Annotated in this window: 20 protein-coding genes and 1 rRNA gene; 15 read left to right on the forward strand and 6 right to left on the reverse strand. The window is 42.0% G+C overall.

From position 1 onward, the window contains the following. Nucleotides 1-78: 78 nt before the first annotated feature. Nucleotides 79-1,206, forward strand: a complete 1,128-nt coding sequence (locus BMZ58_RS18680) for an IscS subfamily cysteine desulfurase (protein WP_075038054.1) — start codon at nt 79-81, stop codon at nt 1,204-1,206. Nucleotides 1,207-1,337: 131 nt separating this feature from the next. Further along, on the forward strand, nt 1,338-1,832 hold the full coding sequence (mscL, locus tag BMZ58_RS18685) for a large conductance mechanosensitive channel protein MscL (RefSeq protein WP_075038055.1): 495 nt from the start codon (nt 1,338-1,340) through the stop codon (nt 1,830-1,832). A gap of 163 nt (nt 1,833-1,995) precedes the next feature. Here the strand turns inward: mscL and BMZ58_RS18690 are convergent, their stop codons facing one another. Further along, nucleotides 1,996-2,256, reverse strand: a complete 261-nt coding sequence (locus BMZ58_RS18690; protein ID WP_075038056.1) for a hypothetical protein — start codon at nt 2,254-2,256, stop codon at nt 1,996-1,998. Between the two features lie 112 nt (nt 2,257-2,368). Here BMZ58_RS18690 and BMZ58_RS18695 point away from each other — a divergent pair, with 112 nt between their 5' ends. From BMZ58_RS18695 to BMZ58_RS18705, 3 genes are all read left to right on the forward strand, one after another. Continuing rightward, a complete protein-coding gene (locus BMZ58_RS18695; RefSeq protein WP_075038057.1) occupies nt 2,369-2,611 on the forward strand; it encodes a hypothetical protein in 243 nt (80 codons plus the stop codon). Further along, on the forward strand, nt 2,612-2,851 hold the full coding sequence (locus BMZ58_RS18700; RefSeq protein ID WP_075038058.1) for a hypothetical protein: 240 nt from the start codon (nt 2,612-2,614) through the stop codon (nt 2,849-2,851). Nucleotides 2,852-2,933: 82 nt separating this feature from the next. Further along, nucleotides 2,934-4,163, forward strand: coding sequence for an MFS transporter (locus BMZ58_RS18705; protein WP_075038059.1), 1,230 nt, complete (start codon nt 2,934-2,936; stop codon nt 4,161-4,163). 35 nt (nt 4,164-4,198) lie between these two features. On the opposite strand, the gene BMZ58_RS18710 is transcribed toward BMZ58_RS18705, so the two are convergent. Both BMZ58_RS18710 and BMZ58_RS18715 read right to left on the reverse strand, forming a co-directional pair. Beyond that, nucleotides 4,199-4,627 (reverse strand): BrxA/BrxB family bacilliredoxin, encoded by a 429-nt coding sequence (locus BMZ58_RS18710; RefSeq protein ID WP_075038060.1) that lies wholly within the window; start codon nt 4,625-4,627, stop codon nt 4,199-4,201. A gap of 12 nt (nt 4,628-4,639) precedes the next feature. Continuing rightward, nucleotides 4,640-5,782, reverse strand: coding sequence for a conserved virulence factor C family protein (locus tag BMZ58_RS18715; protein WP_075038061.1), 1,143 nt, complete (start codon nt 5,780-5,782; stop codon nt 4,640-4,642). Between the two features lie 279 nt (nt 5,783-6,061). On the opposite strand from BMZ58_RS18715, the gene BMZ58_RS18720 reads away from it, so the two are divergent. Genes BMZ58_RS18720 through BMZ58_RS18730 form a run of 3 tightly spaced genes read left to right on the forward strand, consistent with a single transcriptional unit; the run spans nt 6,062 to nt 8,403 of the window. Then, on the forward strand, nt 6,062-6,982 hold the full coding sequence (locus tag BMZ58_RS18720; protein WP_075038062.1) for an ABC transporter ATP-binding protein: 921 nt from the start codon (nt 6,062-6,064) through the stop codon (nt 6,980-6,982). After that, nucleotides 6,975-7,928 carry an ABC transporter permease gene (locus tag BMZ58_RS18725; protein ID WP_075038063.1) on the forward strand — a complete coding sequence of 318 codons (954 nt, stop codon included), beginning with the start codon at nt 6,975-6,977 and terminating at the stop codon, nt 7,926-7,928. The genes BMZ58_RS18720 and BMZ58_RS18725 overlap by 8 nt, the downstream gene beginning before the upstream one ends. A 19-nt stretch (nt 7,929-7,947) precedes the next feature. Continuing rightward, nucleotides 7,948-8,403: a DUF4064 domain-containing protein gene (locus tag BMZ58_RS18730; RefSeq protein ID WP_075038064.1), complete on the forward strand. Its 456-nt coding sequence runs from the start codon at nt 7,948-7,950 to the stop codon at nt 8,401-8,403. 415 nt (nt 8,404-8,818) lie between these two features. Here BMZ58_RS18730 and BMZ58_RS21265 read toward each other — a convergent pair whose 3' ends face one another. Then, nucleotides 8,819-8,992, reverse strand: a complete 174-nt coding sequence (locus BMZ58_RS21265; RefSeq protein ID WP_167360118.1) for a hypothetical protein — start codon at nt 8,990-8,992, stop codon at nt 8,819-8,821. Between the two features lie 301 nt (nt 8,993-9,293). On the opposite strand from BMZ58_RS21265, the gene BMZ58_RS18735 reads away from it, so the two are divergent. After that, nucleotides 9,294-10,208, forward strand: a complete 915-nt coding sequence (locus BMZ58_RS18735; RefSeq protein ID WP_075038065.1) for a formate/nitrite transporter family protein — start codon at nt 9,294-9,296, stop codon at nt 10,206-10,208. Then, nucleotides 10,205-10,882: a Type 1 glutamine amidotransferase-like domain-containing protein gene (locus BMZ58_RS18740; protein WP_075038066.1), complete on the forward strand. Its 678-nt coding sequence runs from the start codon at nt 10,205-10,207 to the stop codon at nt 10,880-10,882. Before BMZ58_RS18735 ends, BMZ58_RS18740 begins: the two co-directional genes overlap by 4 nt. A gap of 112 nt (nt 10,883-10,994) precedes the next feature. Here BMZ58_RS18740 and BMZ58_RS18745 read toward each other — a convergent pair whose 3' ends face one another. Next, nucleotides 10,995-11,465, reverse strand: coding sequence for a DinB family protein (locus tag BMZ58_RS18745; RefSeq protein WP_075038067.1), 471 nt, complete (start codon nt 11,463-11,465; stop codon nt 10,995-10,997). Between the two features lie 187 nt (nt 11,466-11,652). On the opposite strand from BMZ58_RS18745, the gene BMZ58_RS18750 reads away from it, so the two are divergent. Further along, nucleotides 11,653-12,411 (forward strand): MerR family transcriptional regulator, encoded by a 759-nt coding sequence (locus tag BMZ58_RS18750; protein ID WP_244151663.1) that lies wholly within the window; start codon nt 11,653-11,655, stop codon nt 12,409-12,411. Nucleotides 12,412-12,492: 81 nt separating this feature from the next. Here the strand turns inward: BMZ58_RS18750 and BMZ58_RS18755 are convergent, their stop codons facing one another. Continuing rightward, nucleotides 12,493-13,548 (reverse strand): class I SAM-dependent methyltransferase, encoded by a 1,056-nt coding sequence (locus tag BMZ58_RS18755; protein ID WP_075038069.1) that lies wholly within the window; start codon nt 13,546-13,548, stop codon nt 12,493-12,495. 499 nt (nt 13,549-14,047) lie between these two features. Between BMZ58_RS18755 and BMZ58_RS18760 the strand changes: the two genes are divergently transcribed. The 4 genes from BMZ58_RS18760 to BMZ58_RS18770 all read left to right on the forward strand — a co-directional run. Continuing rightward, on the forward strand, nt 14,048-14,812 hold the full coding sequence (locus BMZ58_RS18760; protein ID WP_075038076.1) for a 3D domain-containing protein: 765 nt from the start codon (nt 14,048-14,050) through the stop codon (nt 14,810-14,812). Between the two features lie 495 nt (nt 14,813-15,307). Further along, entirely contained in the window at nt 15,308-15,463 is a 156-nt protein-coding gene (locus BMZ58_RS21270; RefSeq protein WP_167360119.1) for a hypothetical protein, read from the forward strand. A 192-nt stretch (nt 15,464-15,655) separates the two neighbouring features. Beyond that, nucleotides 15,656-16,456 carry an SDR family NAD(P)-dependent oxidoreductase gene (locus tag BMZ58_RS18765; RefSeq protein WP_075038070.1) on the forward strand — a complete coding sequence of 267 codons (801 nt, stop codon included), beginning with the start codon at nt 15,656-15,658 and terminating at the stop codon, nt 16,454-16,456. Between the two features lie 785 nt (nt 16,457-17,241). After that, nucleotides 17,242-17,529, forward strand: a 16S ribosomal RNA gene (locus BMZ58_RS18770); the annotation flags it as partial.

Raw genomic sequence — 17,529 nt, forward strand, 5'->3', positions numbered from 1 at the left:
TATACATGTGTATTGACACCTATGTTTACATATTATTAAACTATTGACAAGAGTTTTGACTGAAATGAGGGAGAGAAAATGAAAAGGTATTTCGATTATGCGGCAACCTGCCCTTTGGACGAAGATGCTCTTAATGCTTACGTCCATGCGGCCCGCAACTACTTTGCCAATAGCAGCAGTCTTCATGACCCTGGTTCAAAAGCAAAACAATTATTGGAGCACTGCAGAAGAAAAATGGCTGAACTGCTTCTTGTTGAAGAGGAAGGCGTTTATTTTACAAGTGGAGGTACAGAAAGCAACGAAATCGGGTTACAAGCTTTGCTGGATGCAAGTCAGGGGAAACATATCGTCACAACAGATGCAGAACATTCATCGGTCAGGAATCTTATGAAAAAATATCAAAAAGAAGGGTATCTCCTATCAAAAGTTCCTCTGACAACAAAAGGGATGGTCGACATGAAGGCTTTCGAACAGGTGGTTTGTGAGGATACAGCGATAGTAGCGATTCAGCATGTAAACGCAGAAATTGGTACCATCCAGCCTATTAGGAGTATTTCTGCCATATGTCGGGAGCGGGGAATTTTACTCCATAGTGATTGTGTACAGACCTTTGGAAAAGTGGATTTGTCTGAAGTTGCGCCTTATGTGGACAGTCTCTCTGTATCCAGTCATAAGGTGTTTGGACCAAAAGGTGTCGGTGCCGTGTATGTTAGACCAGCGCTATCCTTTATGCAGAGAATTCCAGGTAGCACGCATGAGTCGGGTGTCCGTCCTGGAACCATTAATATTCCAGGCATAGCAGGTTTTACAGTAGCCGCTGAAAAAATGGTGAATGGTCTTGAAGATCAGCAACAGCTCTTCCTTCGTTTGAAACAAACATTTTTGGAAGAGATGAAAGGGAAAGCGTGCGAATTAATCGGTGAAGTTTCTGATAACCCCGTTCCAATCATCGGTTTGTGTTTAACCGATATTGAGGGCCAATGGGCAATGCTTGAGGGGAATCGGCGAGGTTTTCACTTTTCTACAGGAAGTGCCTGTGGTGTCCAATCCACCGATCCTCCAGCGACACTGCTGGCAATGGGACTGTTGGAACCACAAGCTAAAACTTTCATCCGTATTTCTTTCGGTCATGAACAAACGGCATCCGATGTCGAAGAGCTTGCTCGCTTTTTAACGGCGATTTTAAGGAAGGTAGAAAAAGTGTGAATATTGATGGGTTATCCCAAGGGAGAGTGCAGTTTTCTACACGTATCTGCGGGTCAGGGGTAAGAGGATGTCCTACGAGTACATAGTTTGTCCCTTTCTCACATAGGTTGAAGGGTGAGAGGGGGAAGCAGATGGGTTTATTGCATGAGTTCAAGCAGTTTGCGGTGAGGGGAAGCGCCGTGGATATGGGAGTCGGGATGGTGCTGGGAGCGGCTTTCAGTGGGTTTATCGATTCATTGGTTACAGACATCTTGCTGCCGCCTGTTGGAGTACTGTATACGAAAATGAATTTCGAAAATATGTTCCTGAGTCTTGATGGTGTGAATTATCCTTCCATCACTGCCGCTAAAGAAGCGGGAGCAGCAACGATTAACTACGGCCTGTTCATTACGGTATCGGTTCGTTTTCTGATTATCCTGTTTGCTGTTTTTCTCGTTGTGCGGCAACTTAACCGTTGGAAAAAACCTCATCAAAACCCACTGCACGCTATGACGAAAAAGGAGTGTCCGTACTGTTGTATGCCTATTCCTACCCAGGCGGTGATCTGCCCGAATTGTTCTTCGGCGTTAGAAGTGCATCCATCCCCCCGGCAACACCGTAGTACCCCTAAGTGGCGCATCAAATAAAATGGTGTAACCGTCCATGTGGAGGCAAGGATAAACTCCATGTATTATGCACGAATAAACAGAAAAAACCCCTCTCCCTTTCAAATGGAGTATAGTGTGAATACTCGTTTCTGAAAAGGAGAGGTGTAGAAAGGGGGAACGGGGGGTTGAAGCAATAAAAAGATTACTCTTCTTCATCATCCATGGCATCGTCATCTTGCATGTCATCTTCAGAACCTGAACTATCGTCACCTTCTGTATCACTCTCGTCCTCACTCATATCATCTTCCGTACCCGTATCCCCGTCGCCCATATCGCTTTCTGTGTCATCCGTTTCTTCCTGATCTTCCATTTGGTCTTCTTCCATGTCACCACCATCTCCACCCCCACAGCCGGCTAAGGTGAATACAGTTGCAATTCCAAGGGTCATCAGCCACTTTTTCATTTTCTTCCAACTCCTTCCCTATTTGTAGCCCCTATCCCCTTTTAAAAACCATTTAAACTTAAAAATGAAACTTGAGGCTTTGGACCTCGTATAGAAGTCAGAGGTGGTTTTTTTGAAAAAAGTTATCGTATTTATTCTGGCCTTGACTTTGAGTTATACACTTGTCCAGTGGGGATCAGGTTGGATGCTTACTCTCATGTATGATAGTGGTCCATCCACTTTAGTTATGGAAGAAAGCAACACATTCTTGATTCGTTTGATGCCTATGCTGGTCCTGATTTTGCCATTAGTTATGGCCTTTTATATTACAGTCTTAATTTGCCGAGGGGGAGAGGGGAAGAGATGGAAATTGTAAATGTCGGTCATCGGCCGGATCTTTTTGAAAAATCGATACATGTATTTTGGGACCAGTGGGGAAATCGGCTCCAGGTTGTTAGCTCATGCTTCTAAAGAGGTGGCGGAGCTTGGCTTTTTGGATTTCTACTTGTCATCAGATCTTGAGGGTTACTATGAAAAATATGGCTGGAAACATGAAGGGCAAGCTTACGGAGTTTTTGGTGATCCCATTAAAGTTTTTCAAAAGAGAAGCGGTTGATATCCAATAATTTCAAAGTGTAAAACATTATTGATTCTTGCCTAATTGGACATTCTACGTATATGAATGCGTAGGAGGTATTATGGTGGAGAACAAAGTCAGCCGTTGGTGCTTGCTCAGTATGGCTTCTATTCCTCTCGTCATGACATTAGGGAATTCGATGCTGATTCCTGTCTTGCCGATTTTTGAAAAAAAAGTGGGGATTACATCTTTTCAATCCAGTACTATTATCACCAGTTATTCCTTAGCGGCGATTTTTCTGATTCCGGTGGCAGGGTATTTGTCAGATCGCTTTGGAAGAAAAATTATTATTCTTCCCAGTTTGATTTTAGCGTTCATCGGCGGTATCATCGCTGGTTTCGCTTCATGGAAGCTGGAGGACCCTTTCATTTGGATAACAGTCGGCAGGGTTTTACAAGGGATGGGAGCTGCTGGTGCGACGCCTATTATTTTGCCGCTTGTCGGGGACCTTTATAAGGATGATGATGAGCAAGCGAGCTCCTGTTTAGGGATCATAGAGACTTCAAACACGTTTGGCAAAGTACTCAGTCCAATTCTGGGTTCGTTATTTGCTGCCTTTTTATGGTTTTTGCCGTTCTTTTCTATTTCCTTCTTCAGTTTAATTTCGATTGTCCTTGTCTTCTTTTTTATCAAAGTACCTAAAGGGAAAAAGGAAAAACCGCAGCCATTCAAGCAATTCATCAAGAAGACGAAAGATATATTCAAACAAGAAGGCAAGTGGCTTTTCCCTGTTTTTCTTTTAGGTGTATATGCAATGCTCGTGTTGTTTGCCGTGTTATTTTTCATGTCTGATATATTAGAGAAAACCCACAATATTGAAGGGGTGAAAAAAGGGTTCGTACTAGCAGTCCCACTTTTCACATTATGTGTAGCTGCCTTTTTAACAGGGAAAAAAATAAAAGGAGATACGGCAGTAATGAAATGGGTGCTTATCATTGCCCTTCTTATGGTGTCCGGAAGTGTTATATTCGTCGGTTTTGTCTATGAGAAGCTGATTCTGCTTTTAGTAGTGACAAGTGTGCTTGGAACAGCTATCGGAGCAATGTTGCCAACACTCGATGCGCTAATTACGGAGGGAATCGAAAAAGAGGAGCGAGGCACAATCACTTCTTTCTACAGTTCCTCCCGTTTCATCGGTGTTGCAGCTGGCCCACCAGTAATGTCCATTGTAATGAAGGAATATTTGAATATCAGTTATATTGCAAGTGGAGTGATGGGGGCATTGCTTTTAGTGATCGTCTTGATTTTTATTAAGGCTGATGAAGGTAAATCAGAGGAAAAAACAGCATGAAGAAAGCGCCTCTCCTATGGGGGCGCTTTTCATATTTAACAGTATTCATTGTAAGCATTCGTTAAGTTCGCAACAATTTCTTCCACTTCATAGTCTTCGATTTCTTCGCGAGGGATGAAATGAAGTACCTGACCGTCTTTCATTAGCGCCATGGAAGGGGAAGAAGGTTCATAGCCTTCCAGGTACTCACGCATGCGTGTGGTCGCTTCACGATCCTGGCCAGCGAAAACAGTCACGAGATGGTCTGGACGCTTTTCGTTATTTAGAGATTCACGGGCAGAAGGGCGAGCGAGTCCGGCAGCACACCCACAAACAGAGTTGATCACGACAAGAGAGGAACCTTTTTTCTCACTGATAAACGCGTCCACTTCCTCAGGTGTCGTCAATTCAGTAAAACCTGCATTTGTTAGTTCGTCACGCATCGGTTGAGCTATTTCTTTCATATACGCTTCATACGGATTCATAATGTTAGCCTCCTATTGTTGTTTCTTTTTCGTAGCCTGTGTCATTTGGTGCCAGACAGACCCTTTTGCTTCTTCGCCGCCTTTAATACGTTCGATCGCCATATTGACTTGCATACGCACTTCGAATTCTGGATCATCTGCCGCTTCTTTCAAGGCAGGTAAAGCGGCTTCGTCGCCAAGTTCATAAAGGAACATTGCAGCTCGCCATCGCACCAGCTTATTCGAATCTTTTAGTGATTCAATCATTTTCGGCATCGCTTCTTTAAAACCGAGATCGGAAATACAGTCCCCAGCGGTACGGCGGACGGTGACTGACTTGTCGTTCAGGGCCTTGTAAAGATAAGGCAGTGTTTCGATTTCTTCAATCATCCCTAAATAAGCAGTAGCCAAACGTCGGATGGATGCTTTATCATCATCTAAAGCTTTGTCCAGAACACGGTAATCCTCGGCTGTCGGATCCATTCGGTCTAATGCCGCATAGCGGACTTTCCAATCGTCATCATCCAACGTTTCCAATGTAACTTTCGACTTTTCCTGCTGGGGTTCAGCAGAATCTGAGTCTTGGTCAAACGCTTGTTTAACAAGGGACTCCAGTCGTTCGTTGTCATAACTGGCCGAAATCTCTTCTTTCACTTCTTCACCGATTTCTTCGGCATCTCCATAACGTGGGTTCTGTTCGACCCATTTGCGCTCCATAATCATGTTCGGGGAAGCTGGTGCTGCTTTCATAGCCGCTTCCATGAAACGTTCAGGCAAGCCGACACGTGCTTCTGTTTCCCCTTCTTCAAGCTTTACTTGCATAGGTAATCCACGGAACATCTGTACGAAAACACGGACTTCACCGAAGTGTTCATCAGGTTCCGCTTTCGTTTGACCAGCAGCGTTATCTGTCACTTCTGAGCCGAACACTTGCCGTACCTCTGGAAGGAGTTCTTCCCAAGATACACGGGCATTCCGTTCTAATGCGATGAAATCTGTGACATGGTATAACCCTTTGACCCCCTCAATTTCAAACAATTTTTGAATAAAATCAGGCGCATCATTCAAGTCATCGCCTTTTTTATAGTTATGAGTCTCACCGTCTGGCAGCTTCTCATTCAAGTTGATTTTCATTGAGTTCGGACTGGGCGTTGGTTCGATGGATACGATTTTCATGAATCATTCCCCCTAAACGCTTCTTATCATCTATATTTTATCAAAGATCATGGGTCGTATCCACGGATCGGATTGTAGGTTAGTCTCATAGTCCAAAAAGCCATATCATCGTGGGCCATCTTTCAACCATAAGTGTATTGTTAGGGAAGGATAGGATTAACTGAACAAAGAGCCATCAGAAATGCTTCGTAAAGGGTGAATTTGTAAAAACTTATTAAATACTGAAACCAATAAGGTCTTTCTACGTAAACTAGATGAGTTGAAAAAGGAGGATATAGAATGTCGAAGCCTGTCATGCAGTTGAAAGATGTGAAAAAGACAATCGGCAAAACCCCCATTATCAAAGGATTGAACTTTGATATATATGGCGGGGAAGTGTTTGGATTTCTGGGTCCGAACGGTGCTGGTAAAACGACAACAATTCGAATGATGGTCGGCCTGATGGAGATGACAGAAGGGGATGTCATGATCAAGGGTCATAGTATAAATAGCGATTTTAAAAAAGCGATTCATCATGTAGGGGGAATTGTCGAGAATCCGGAAATGTATCCGTTTATGAGTGGCTGGAAGAACTTGCTCCATTATGCAAGAATGATGCCTGGAATATCAGAAGACCGGATTCATGAGGTCGTCCAACTGGTCGGTTTAGAAAAGCGGATCAAAGAAAAAGTCGGAAAGTATTCGTTAGGGATGCGGCAACGACTTGGGATTGCTCAGGCCCTTTTACATAAGCCGTCCGTATTGATTCTTGATGAACCAACCAACGGACTTGATCCTTCTGGAATCCGGGAGATCCGTGCATACATACGGAAACTTGCGGAAGAAGAAGGGGTGGCAGTCATCGTTTCCAGCCATATCCTTTCAGAGATGGAAATGATGTGTGACCGTATCGGCATTATTAAAAATGGAGAATTGATTTCGATTCAAACCGTTAGGGATGCCCTGGAACAAACAGAAGAAAAGGAAGTATCCATGGAAGCGACTCCTGTCGATGATACGGTTGCAGCGTTGAAGGAGATGACAGGGAAAGATGTCAATATACAAGAAGGCAGGTTGACTTTCACAATTGACAGGGAGAAGATTCCGACGGTCATCGCCGGCCTTGTTCAGAAGGGGATACAAATTTACAGTGTGAATGTTAATCGCTCGACACTCGAAGATAAATTTTTAGATTTGATTGGAGAGGGATCCATTGAGTAACTTTTTTAAATTGATTAAAAATGAGCAAATGAAACTCTATAACCAGAAGGCGACCTGGATTATGGCGATTATCCTTGTTATTTTGATTATAGGGGCTGGAGTAATTTTCAAAGTGGATGAAACCTTCACGGGAGGCGAGGCTCCGACGGGGGACAATTGGAAGGAAGAGTTGCAACAACAAAACGAACAGTTGATGTCTCCTGATGGTCCCCCCGATGTCGAATATCCAGGCTATATGAATGTAGAGGAAAATCAGTACCGAATAGAAAATGATATTAAACCGACAGAATACAATGTATGGGATTTCGTCCGGGAAAACCGGGGGCTTGTTGCTCTGGTGAGTTTGTTTACCATCATCGTAGCTGCTGGAATCACCGCTAACGAGTTCCGGTGGGGAACGATTAAACTATTGTTGATCCGTCCAATTTCACGTACGAAGATTTTATTTGCTAAATATATATCCGTGTTAATTTACGCGTTGACAATGCTGTTTGCCCTCTTTGTTTTATCCTTTATTGTGGGCTCTCTCCTATTCGGAATGGATGGTTTCGCTGCCACATATGTTTATAGTCAGGCAGAAGAAATCAAAAGTGTGAACATCTTTTCCTTTACGGTTTTCCAATATTTATTGAGTTTTGTAGAATTAATGATGATGGCTACATTTGCCTTCATGATAGCAGCCGTGTTCAGGAACACTTCGCTTGCCATAGGATTAGCAATCTTCCTTATGATGGCAGGTAGCTCCATCGTTGTGTTCTTCATGGATAAAGGGTGGGCGAAATATATATTGTTCGCCAATACTGATTTAAATCAGTTTATCGAAGGAACACCGTTCTTCTCTGGAATCAATCTAGGGTTTTCTATTGCCGTTTTAGCGGTATATTATGTACTATTCATGCTTTTATCATGGGTGTTCTTTACGAAGAGGGACGTGGCAGGCGCATAAAAAAAGGAGGAGATAGATTATGAAACGAACAGTGGAAATGGTATTGACGATCATTGGAATCGTCCTATTCGGATTGCCGGTTTTATTAAGTGGAATAATGTTGAACGCGAAAGACAACCCCCAGATACGGGAGGAAATGGAAAGTTTTATCAATTCCCCTGAAGTGCAAATGGAAGGTGAAGTCACCTCCTCTGACTTAGGGCAAATGATGGACATGATGGGATCTTTTGCAATGTTCATTCTGATCGCTTCTTTGATTGCAATCGGGCTCGGCATCCTTGCGGTAATATTCCTTAAAGGCAATAAAAAGCCAAAAGCAGCCGGGATCATTTTAATAATATCGGCCATCGTGATGACATTTGCAACGGTCTTTATTGGAATTTTCGGTGGTGTTGCTTACTTGATTGCAGGTATTGTTGCACTCGTACGTAAACCGAAAACACCAGTCGAAGAAGAAGGAACCATTAATTATTAATACTACGAGACACAGCATCCTGATGGAAGCTGTGTCTTTTTTATTGATTATATAGTTTTAATATTGTGGAGTTTTGCCAAATTAAAAGGGAGGAGCGTAATCGTAAAGGTCTCATAAGACCCATTGACATCAAAGATTTTCCTGATGGTGAAGACCTTCTTGTTTTCGCACGGTTGATGGCTGTCGCTGATGCCTTTAAAAAGGATTTCTCTATTTCAACATGCTCTGTCTATTATCCAATATGAAAAGGGGAAAAAGCGCTGGACTGGGGCCGGGCGCTTTTTTATCGTCTAGAGTTGAGGATTAACTTGTGAATAACTTTTTATTGTTTTTTTTGATTCGGTATGCCAGATGGACACTGTAAAACAGGGTGTTCCGTGGCGTAACCTATATCAAGGCGTCAAATATAACGTTCTTAATCTAAATACCTGTTCATTTCATCTACGTTCGCAGGTTGGCGATCATAAACACGACCTTCTTGAGGCCTGTACCCACTCCCGCCACAAACTTTACACGTATAATGCCATTCTTCATCGTCCATTAATAATCCATCTCCATCACAAGCTAGACAAAATTGTTCTCTCGTCATCCATGATCCCTCTTTTCCTTTTTTTGTTGGGGAAAATTTACATCCAATCATCTTAGGTGAAAAACAGAAACATTCGCACTAGCTACTTTCTATAAGTCCAGCTCTAGCGCTAAGCCACTCTTTCCATCTTACAAAAGGAAAACCTGCTTAACTCGAGTGGTCTTTTATGTGTTTCGTGTCTCACAGGGCACATTTGCTTTATTTAATGGTTATCCTTACCTTCTCTCAATTGATGAATGTTATGCAGGGAGATTACTGTTTTACTGAAAAGGGAATGAGGCAATCAATTGGAGGGATAGTTATGGCAAATGAGGAAGGTCTTAAGCAATCAGAAGAGAATGATTATAAAGCAACAAGCCAAGGTGAAAAAATAGATACCCCTGGGCGTCAGTTTTATATTCCTTCCCAAATCGTTGATGAATTCGGGGAAAAGGGAAGAGATCATTTGAATAAACCTTTCAGTGCTCAGTTCTTATTGGCGTTGAAGGCAGGGTCATTCATGACGTTTGGAGCTGTATTTTCTGTACTCCTTGCTATTGGTGTGGAAACGAAGGGAATCTATCACCTTCTTTCAGGACTTGGGTTTGCTGCTGGATATTCCATGGTATTTATCTCAGGAGCCGTCCTTTTTACAGAAATCAATGTATTGTTGCCGTCGTACCTATTCAATAAAACAGGACTTATGAAAACGAATATTTATAAATTTTGGATGTCCACCTATATAGGTAACATCCTTGGAGCCTTTCTAGTTGCATTGCTTATTCAATCATCTGGCTCATTGGCGACATCCTTTTACCCGGAACTGGATATGTATTTAGAGCACAAAATGAAGTTCATGGACCATGGTATGAAAGGTTGGTTTCAAATCCTCGTGTCAGGAGTTTTGGCCAACTGGTTGATTGGAATGGCTGCTTTCTTAACGACTGCTGCTCGTGACTTGACAGGTAAAATTCTTGGAACAATGCTTCCGGTTGTTCTATTTGTAGCAGGGAACTTCCAGCACAGCGCCGCTAACATGGGATACTTCAGTATGGGACTTTTGGCGTCAGACAAGTACACATGGTATGAATATATTTTCTTCAATCTCGTGCCTGCAAGTATTGGGAATTTAATTGGTGGTGCAATTCTCGTGTCCTTGCTGTTTTCTTATGCATATAAGGAGGACATCCAAACCTCCCTGGGGAAAAATAGAGGAAAAGGAGGCATGAAAAGGTGAAACAAATTATTGCAATGGGTGGAGGCGGATTCTCGATGGAGCCGGAAAATCCACTGCTCGACGATTATATCCTAGCTCAAGTGAAGAAGGAAAAGCCGAAAATCTGCTTTATTCCGACAGCGAGTGGTGACTCTGATAGCTATATTGAGCGTTTTTACCAAGCGTTTAAAGAGAAGGCAGAAGCCACCCACCTCTCTTTATTTAAACCACCGGCAAGAGATTTACGGAGGTTTTTGCTCGACCAGGATATTGTGTATGTCGGCGGCGGCTCGACAAAGAATTTACTTGTACTCTGGCGTGAGTGGGGGCTTGATAAGATTTTACATGAGGCGTGGGAAAATGGAGTCATCCTTGCAGGCATAAGTGCAGGCGCCATTTGTTGGTTTGAAGAGGGAGTAACAGATTCTTATGGCGATCAGCTGGAGCCGCTTTCTTGTCTCGGTTTTCTCCCTGGCAGTTGTTGTCCCCATTATGATGGAGAAGAAAATCGTCGTCCTGCCTATACCTCATTCATAGAGAATGGTTCCATCCGACCGGGTTATGCCCTTGATGATGGAGCAGCCATCCACTTTGCCGGGACGGAAGTGAAGAAATGTGTTAGCTCAAGAAGGGATGCTTATGTGTTTCAAGTTCAGAAGGTAAATGGAGAAGTAGTTGAAAAAGAGTTGGAATGATCCAAGTTAAAATAATCCCCTCGTGCTGAATATAGGCATGAAGGGATGGTTGTTTCCGGAACAGAAGGACATCCAGGAATATGGGTGTCCTTCTGTACTTTATATGGAAGCATTATTCGAAAAGGAGTATTTCCGGGTCTTTTTTATAGGTGTGGACGAGCATTGCATGTAGTTGGCCGCGGTGGTGGTACATATGCGCAACTATTTGGATGAGCCACTCAAAACGAGTATTTGTCACGCCCCACCAGGACGTCGTTTCTGTGTACAAATGCTCTTCTGTGTAATTTTCAAACTGTGCTTTTAATTGTGAAAAGTTTTCAAATAGTCGATCCATGATTTCTTCTTTCGTCTTCATTGATACGGTTTCATAGTAGCGCTCCATTTGCTCTTTGGAAGCTCCTTCTGTGATGTGCCCATCAGCAGCTGGGATAGTCGCGATGTGCTCGAGCAGTTCCCCGATAGAATATTTACCTTCCGTAGGTCTCAAGTCCAAATCTTTTTCGGAAAGTTGACCGACTATTTCGGAGATGGATGCTATAACGATTTCTAATTGATGAAACGCGCTCTGACAGTACATATTCATAGGAACACAACCTTATTAAAAATTGTTATTCCTCCTGTTATTCTCCGGCGTTCGACTGAATCCCTTTCAAAAGCAAAAAACAACAATAAATGACGAAAATCGCCCTATATCTTTTTACATAAATGCATTGACTCTGACGTTACGTGATAGATTACCTTTATATATGAGGTGATCACCATTGTATAAAGTGAAGGAAGTTGCAGAAATCGCGGGAGTCAGTGTGCGTACGCTGCACCATTACGATCATATCGGCCTGCTGTCACCAGGCAATGTGAGCGCAAGTGGTTACAGAATGTATGGGGAAGCAGAGCTGGCACGCTTACAGCAAATTCTTTTTTTTAAGGAATTGGATTTCCCCTTACAGAAGATAAAAAGCATTCTTGATGATCCGGCGTTTAATCATGAAGAAGCTTTAGAACAACATCGAAGAATTCTGTTGGAAAAGAAAAAACGCCTGGAGCGTTTGATTCATTCTGTAGATCAGACACTTGGAGCTATAAGAGGAGGAGAAACAATGGGGAGCGAAGAACGTTTTAAACCTTTTAGTAAAAGGGAGATCGAAGCCCATCAGAAAAAATACGAAAAAGAAGTGGAAGAACGTTGGGGGGATACGGCGGCATATAAAGAATCCAAACGAAAGACGGCTGGTTACTCAGATGATGATTGGAAGATGATTCAAGAAGAAGGAAACAGGATCGATGAGGAACTGGTAGCTCTTATGAATCGAGGACCTGAGAATGAAGAAGTGCAACGGCTAATCAGCAAGAAACGTCAGCATATCACGGATTACTTCTATGATTGTAAACCGGAGATTTTCCGTGGACTTGCGGACATGTATGTCAACGACCCGCGTTTTACGAAGAATATAGATAAATGGAAAGACGGCTATGCGAAATTTTTAAGGGACGCAATGCATGTTTACTGTGACAACCTGGATAAGGAATAAGGAATGACAGATATAATAAGACTTTATTGTATGACCTGGTCACCCAAATCATGGGTGACCAGGTCATACATTTATTTCCATTTAACGCGGTCGACAAATAAGACCATTATGGACTTTGATGTATCCATGACGCAATATATCAAATCCTGATTCATACATATAGAGCCCCATCTGTTCAACAGTCATTAACTCTCTATAAGTGTGATTCATAACGTCCGCCATAACATTATAGTAAAGACGGGAGCGAAGCTGATTTCTTGGGGTAGTTAAAATTGCATAGCCTCCGTCCTTCAAAAAGCGCCGGTGCCAGTCAGCCACTTCATGTTTATACTCATCTGGAAAATGCTCAAGGAGACCAACGGATAAAACAATATCAAACTCTTTTCCGAAATCTAAATTGCGAATATCATCTACTATATATTCGATATTCAAATCTTCCTTATAAGTGATCTTCCATTGACCCGTGTTTGGGTTCTCACCAAGGAAGGGATAACTGTCAGGAAACTCCGCAAAACGAGTGTTCTTACAATATTCATCGTAATCCACCATTACAATATAGGCTCCAGGATACATCGCCCCTAGCTGCATTGCTTCATATCCTTCAGCTGCACCCAAGAAAAGAATTCGCGGTTTTTTTAGATGCAACCCTTCAAAAAGCGCTCTTTTACCGCGAGGGTCCCAAATCCCGTCCTGGATTCTATGGACGTAATTACACAGTTGTAATTTAATGAGATCCCCGAGAGCGTGTTTAACTTCCTTAGGTTTAAATGATTGAAGACTTTTCAAAAATTCCCTTTTGCCACGGGTCTTTTCTTCAGGTACGTCTTTAACGAACCATTCATGAAAGGATTTATTGAAGTATGTCCAGGCGGTGTGGGGGTCCATTGTTCTGTTGACTTGCTTCTCCCAATCGGTCCTTTCTTTTGAGTACTTAGAGACTTCATAAGGTCTTCCGATATCTTTCCATGATAAGAGGGACCAATCGGATACGGTATTCCGTTTTATAAACTTGTTGTACTCCTTCTCTGAGAGTCTTCTAAGATCGACACGATATTGTGGCAAAACATAGGATTCATCCATATTCTCTACATTAAATGGTTTAGGTTGACGTTCATTACTTACCGTCTCTTTTAACATCTTACCTACCACCTCACCTTATTGTTATAGCCAACTATACTCCTTATTGAAAACGTTTACAATGATTAGCGGAAGCCTGATTTACTTTTATTGTAAGACCGGGCCTTCCAATATTTGGGTGACCTGGTCTTCCTATTATACCTAAACCCGGTTAACAATCTTCATCATAGAACAGAATCATACTTTTGATAAAATGATGAGGATTGATCGTATAAAAAAGAGCACAGCAACCAAAATCAAATAGAAAATCTTCATTTGCCACAAAAGAGGTAATGTGAATATTTCCATTTAATCCATCAGCTTACATACATAGGTATTTTTAACCGGTACCACCGGATTATTACATTGAAGTAAAGATGATGTAATGTTTGAAAAGTGATTGTTGCCTTGCTGTTATTGGGCTGAGAAATATACGTGTTATAGTAAGAAATATGATTTTGAGACAGCGCTTAGCCGACGGTTGAGCGAAAGCTGTTTTCCAAGGAGGAATTTTTACATGATGAAAAAAACAATAGTTTCTTTGGCGGCGGTCGCATCGGTTTCGGCAGTAACAGCAACAGCAGTAAGTGCAGATGAAATTAAAGTTAAAAAAGGGGATACTCTTTGGGGCATAGCTCAAGATTATGGAGTATCCGTGCAAGATATAAAAAATGAGAACGGACTATCCTCTAATGTGATTTTTCCGAAGCAGGTCCTTTCAATAAATGAAGGTAAAAATGTTAATGCTCAAACATCTTCTTCCAATAATGTGCATGTTGTGAAATCTGGTGATACACTTTATAGCATCGGACAAGCTAACGGAGTAAGTGTCGATCAATTGAAAGATTGGAATGGACTTCAAGATAATTTAATCGTTCCAGAACAAGAACTCTCTGTTCAAGGACCGAATAATAATGTAGAACAGAACCCTGAACCAGCCGATGCAGAGGCAGAAGCTAAACAAACTTCCAGTCAACCAGCAGAAGATGGGGTAGTAAAAACACTCAGTATGGAAGCAACAGCTTATACAGCTTTCTGTGAAGGGTGCTCTGGTACAACTTATACAGGTATCGACTTGAGAGCGAACCCTGATCAAAAAGTTATCGCTGTGGATCCTAATGTTATTCCATTAGGTTCTGAAGTACATGTAGAAGGCTATGGTAAAGCTGTAGCTGGTGATATCGGTGGCGCAATCAATGGGGACCGAATCGACCTATTCATGGCTGATCGCTCTGATGCAATCGACTTTGGCCGTAAATCAGTAGAAGTTAAAGTATATGAATAAAAAATTAAATAGATTAGATAAGACGATCCGCTTATGGATCGTCTTTTTTCTATAGTGCAACTTTGTAGAGGAATTATTGAAACAATGTCAACTTTGCTATAACAATCATCCAAATAACAATCCATTTACTTTCTCTTCACGGCAGCAATGGATGAATCTCTAATATTTATCTTTATCCTGGCTTCTTTATTATAGTGAAACCCGAGATATTTAATCTCCTATTTCTTTTCATATATAAACGCTCCTCCTCATAATCTAGAGGGGGTGTATCTTAGGGTTGATGCTCTTTGTTTAGCAAAAAAAGTAAAAAAATCCCCATAAATAGGTTTAAAAAGCAACCTGAGCGGAAACCGTTATACACCAATGATTCCTTGTATGTTGAGATTCTATAGAAAAATTCGTATAAAACATAATTTTATCTTGCTTTTCCGACGTTTTACTAATAATATCAAGAGGAATCATTTTATATTCTAAAAAGAAAAGGAGGTCACCACTATGACTCTGCTATACTCAAAAGCTCGTGAGCTTTTCGATCAGGATTACAAGAACAGCCCTGAAGCCCAAGCAGAAACAAAAGCGAAAGGCGTTAAGCGTACACGCAGTGGAAAGGTTCTATTCTCTTTCCGTAAGCAGAACAACAAGCGGAAATAGCATTAGAAGTGGTGAGGTTAGCTATGAGAAGTAACAAAAAGAGAATTAACATGGCAGACTTTTTAAAAGAAGTCGTCCCGTGGAATCAGCGCCCCGACGATAGAATCAGTCGATAAGGCGCTGATTTTTTATATGGACGATGTTTACATAAGGCAACTAGCGGTTATCGTATTCGCTAAGGAGGCGAATCGAATGAACATTCTTTCAAAAGAAGCGTTAAAAGGTGAGCATATTATAATCACGGGAGCTACAGGTGGTATTGGCTATGAAACCGCAAAAGAAGTCGTCCGTGCTGGAGGTAATATCACGATTACAGGGCGTAATGAAAGAAAATTGACAGCATTACGCGGGGAATGTGCCAGGATAAATGGGGAAGCACAAATTTACATTAGATTAGCTGACCTGAATGAAGCAGCAGATCGAAAGAAAGTCTCAGCCGAAGCTCGTCAGGCTCTTGGGGATGTTACTGGTCTGGTGAATTCTGCGGGTATTATAGGTGGTGGCCCTCTTGAAGAAACAAAGGAAGAGGACTTGCGTGAGGTGATGGAATTGAACTATTTCTCCACAGTGCTATTTACACAAGAAGTCTATCAAAATATGAAAAATCAGGGACGTGGAAGTATCGTCAACCTGTCTTCCTTATCCGGGTTACGTGGTACTCACTCTGGAACAGCCTATAGTGCCTCGAAATTTGCTATAACAGGTTTTACTCAGTCCTTCGCTCATGAAGCGATCGAGCATGGCATACGGGTTAATGCAGTGTGTCCTGGGTATGTGGATACATCTATGGGGCAAGAAGCGATTCGTGCAAAGGGAGAACGAAGAGGACGAAGTTATGAAGAAGAAAGAGTCTTTGCTGAAAAAGGAATCCCTTCTGGGAAATTGAGTGAGGCGGCTGAAGTCGCACGATCCATTGTGTACCTTCTGTCCGACGCTTCTACAAACATCGTGGGAGAATCGTTGAAAATTTCTGGTGGAAGTGTCATGCGCTAATTTTTTGGGGGAGGGGAAGTGCTTGTGCGGCCCGGGGTTGGGACACTATTAGGTTGAGATTACATAGAGTTGGATGATTTAAACTTTCCATCACTGTTCACAGAAAAAAAGCAAGTAAACGTATTCCAAGGGGTTGTAAAAGAAAACCCCTTTTTTGCTTTCTAATTAGAGAACTTCCTTATATTTCATAGTGGATGGCACTTAAGAGTTCAAAAATCACAACATTGTTGGTGGCTATATATTTGTTTGCGATGGAGAAGAAATGGGAATAGATGAAGTAATACTATATAAGGAGAGTGCACATCATGGGTCGACTATTGAAAAGAGTATTTAAATATGGTCCGATTGTTTACCCGATCATTAAAAAGTTTATGAATAAGCGTAAAGGCCGCTATTAAAAACGTGCAGAAAACCGCACGTTTTTTCTTCCTATATAATAAGGAAGGAAGTGAATGATTACCAACAACCTTTTCGTCTATGAAACTTAAAAGCTGAAAAATATTCATAAAAACTATTGCATCCAATAATTACGCATGATATATTATTATTTGTCGCGTTAAGAGAGCGGCTAGCCGCAACGGCTTAACAAAATAAATCATAAAAAATTGTTGACGAAAACGACAAGAAATGATATATTTATTAAGTCGCTGTTTTGAAGCGGCAAACAAAACATTTGATCTTTGAAAACTGAACGAACCAACCAGTACGTCAAGAAATCCCTTCTATAATAGAAGAGAATCAAAACAAGCACATTCGGTGTGCAAATGAGCAAGTCAAACTTAACTTTTATGGAGAGTTTGATCCTGGCTCAGGACGAACGCTGGCGGCGTGCCTAATACATGCAAGTCGAGCGCGGGAAGCGAGTGGATCCTCATCTGAGGTGAAGCTCGTGGAACGAGCGGCGGACGGGTGAGTAACACGTGGGCAACCTGCCTGTAAGACCGGAATAACCCCGGGAAACCGGGGCTAATGCCGGGTAATACTTTTCTTCGCATGAAGGAAAGTTGAAAGATGGCTTCTCGCTATCACTTACAGATGGGCCCGCGGCGCATTAGCTAGTTGGTGAGGTAACG

Origin of the sequence: Halobacillus dabanensis (assembly GCF_900114165.1) — a bacterium.
GTDB classification, from domain to species: domain Bacteria; phylum Bacillota; class Bacilli; order Bacillales; family Halobacillaceae; genus Halobacillus; species Halobacillus dabanensis.

Coding starts and splice junctions, on each gene's coding strand:
- BMZ58_RS21265 (WP_167360118.1), bottom strand. CDS start 8,992: ATGACGAGAGAACAATTTTGTCTAGCTTGTGATGGAGATGGATTATTA.
- BMZ58_RS18715 (WP_075038061.1), bottom strand. CDS start 5,782: ATGAAAATCGTATCCATCGAACCAACGCCCAGTCCGAACTCAATGAAA.
- BMZ58_RS18720 (WP_075038062.1), top strand. CDS start 6,062: ATGTCGAAGCCTGTCATGCAGTTGAAAGATGTGAAAAAGACAATCGGC.
- BMZ58_RS21270 (WP_167360119.1), top strand. CDS start 15,308: ATGACTCTGCTATACTCAAAAGCTCGTGAGCTTTTCGATCAGGATTAC.
- BMZ58_RS18765 (WP_075038070.1), top strand. CDS start 15,656: ATGAACATTCTTTCAAAAGAAGCGTTAAAAGGTGAGCATATTATAATC.
- BMZ58_RS18730 (WP_075038064.1), top strand. CDS start 7,948: ATGAAACGAACAGTGGAAATGGTATTGACGATCATTGGAATCGTCCTA.
- mscL (WP_075038055.1), top strand. CDS start 1,338: ATGGGTTTATTGCATGAGTTCAAGCAGTTTGCGGTGAGGGGAAGCGCC.
- BMZ58_RS18760 (WP_075038076.1), top strand. CDS start 14,048: ATGAAAAAAACAATAGTTTCTTTGGCGGCGGTCGCATCGGTTTCGGCA.
- BMZ58_RS18710 (WP_075038060.1), bottom strand. CDS start 4,627: ATGAATCCGTATGAAGCGTATATGAAAGAAATAGCTCAACCGATGCGT.
- BMZ58_RS18735 (WP_075038065.1), top strand. CDS start 9,294: ATGGCAAATGAGGAAGGTCTTAAGCAATCAGAAGAGAATGATTATAAA.
- BMZ58_RS18700 (WP_075038058.1), top strand. CDS start 2,612: ATGTCGGTCATCGGCCGGATCTTTTTGAAAAATCGATACATGTATTTT.
- BMZ58_RS18745 (WP_075038067.1), bottom strand. CDS start 11,465: ATGAATATGTACTGTCAGAGCGCGTTTCATCAATTAGAAATCGTTATA.
- BMZ58_RS18705 (WP_075038059.1), top strand. CDS start 2,934: ATGGTGGAGAACAAAGTCAGCCGTTGGTGCTTGCTCAGTATGGCTTCT.
- BMZ58_RS18755 (WP_075038069.1), bottom strand. CDS start 13,548: ATGTTAAAAGAGACGGTAAGTAATGAACGTCAACCTAAACCATTTAAT.
- BMZ58_RS18680 (WP_075038054.1), top strand. CDS start 79: ATGAAAAGGTATTTCGATTATGCGGCAACCTGCCCTTTGGACGAAGAT.
- BMZ58_RS18690 (WP_075038056.1), bottom strand. CDS start 2,256: ATGAAAAAGTGGCTGATGACCCTTGGAATTGCAACTGTATTCACCTTA.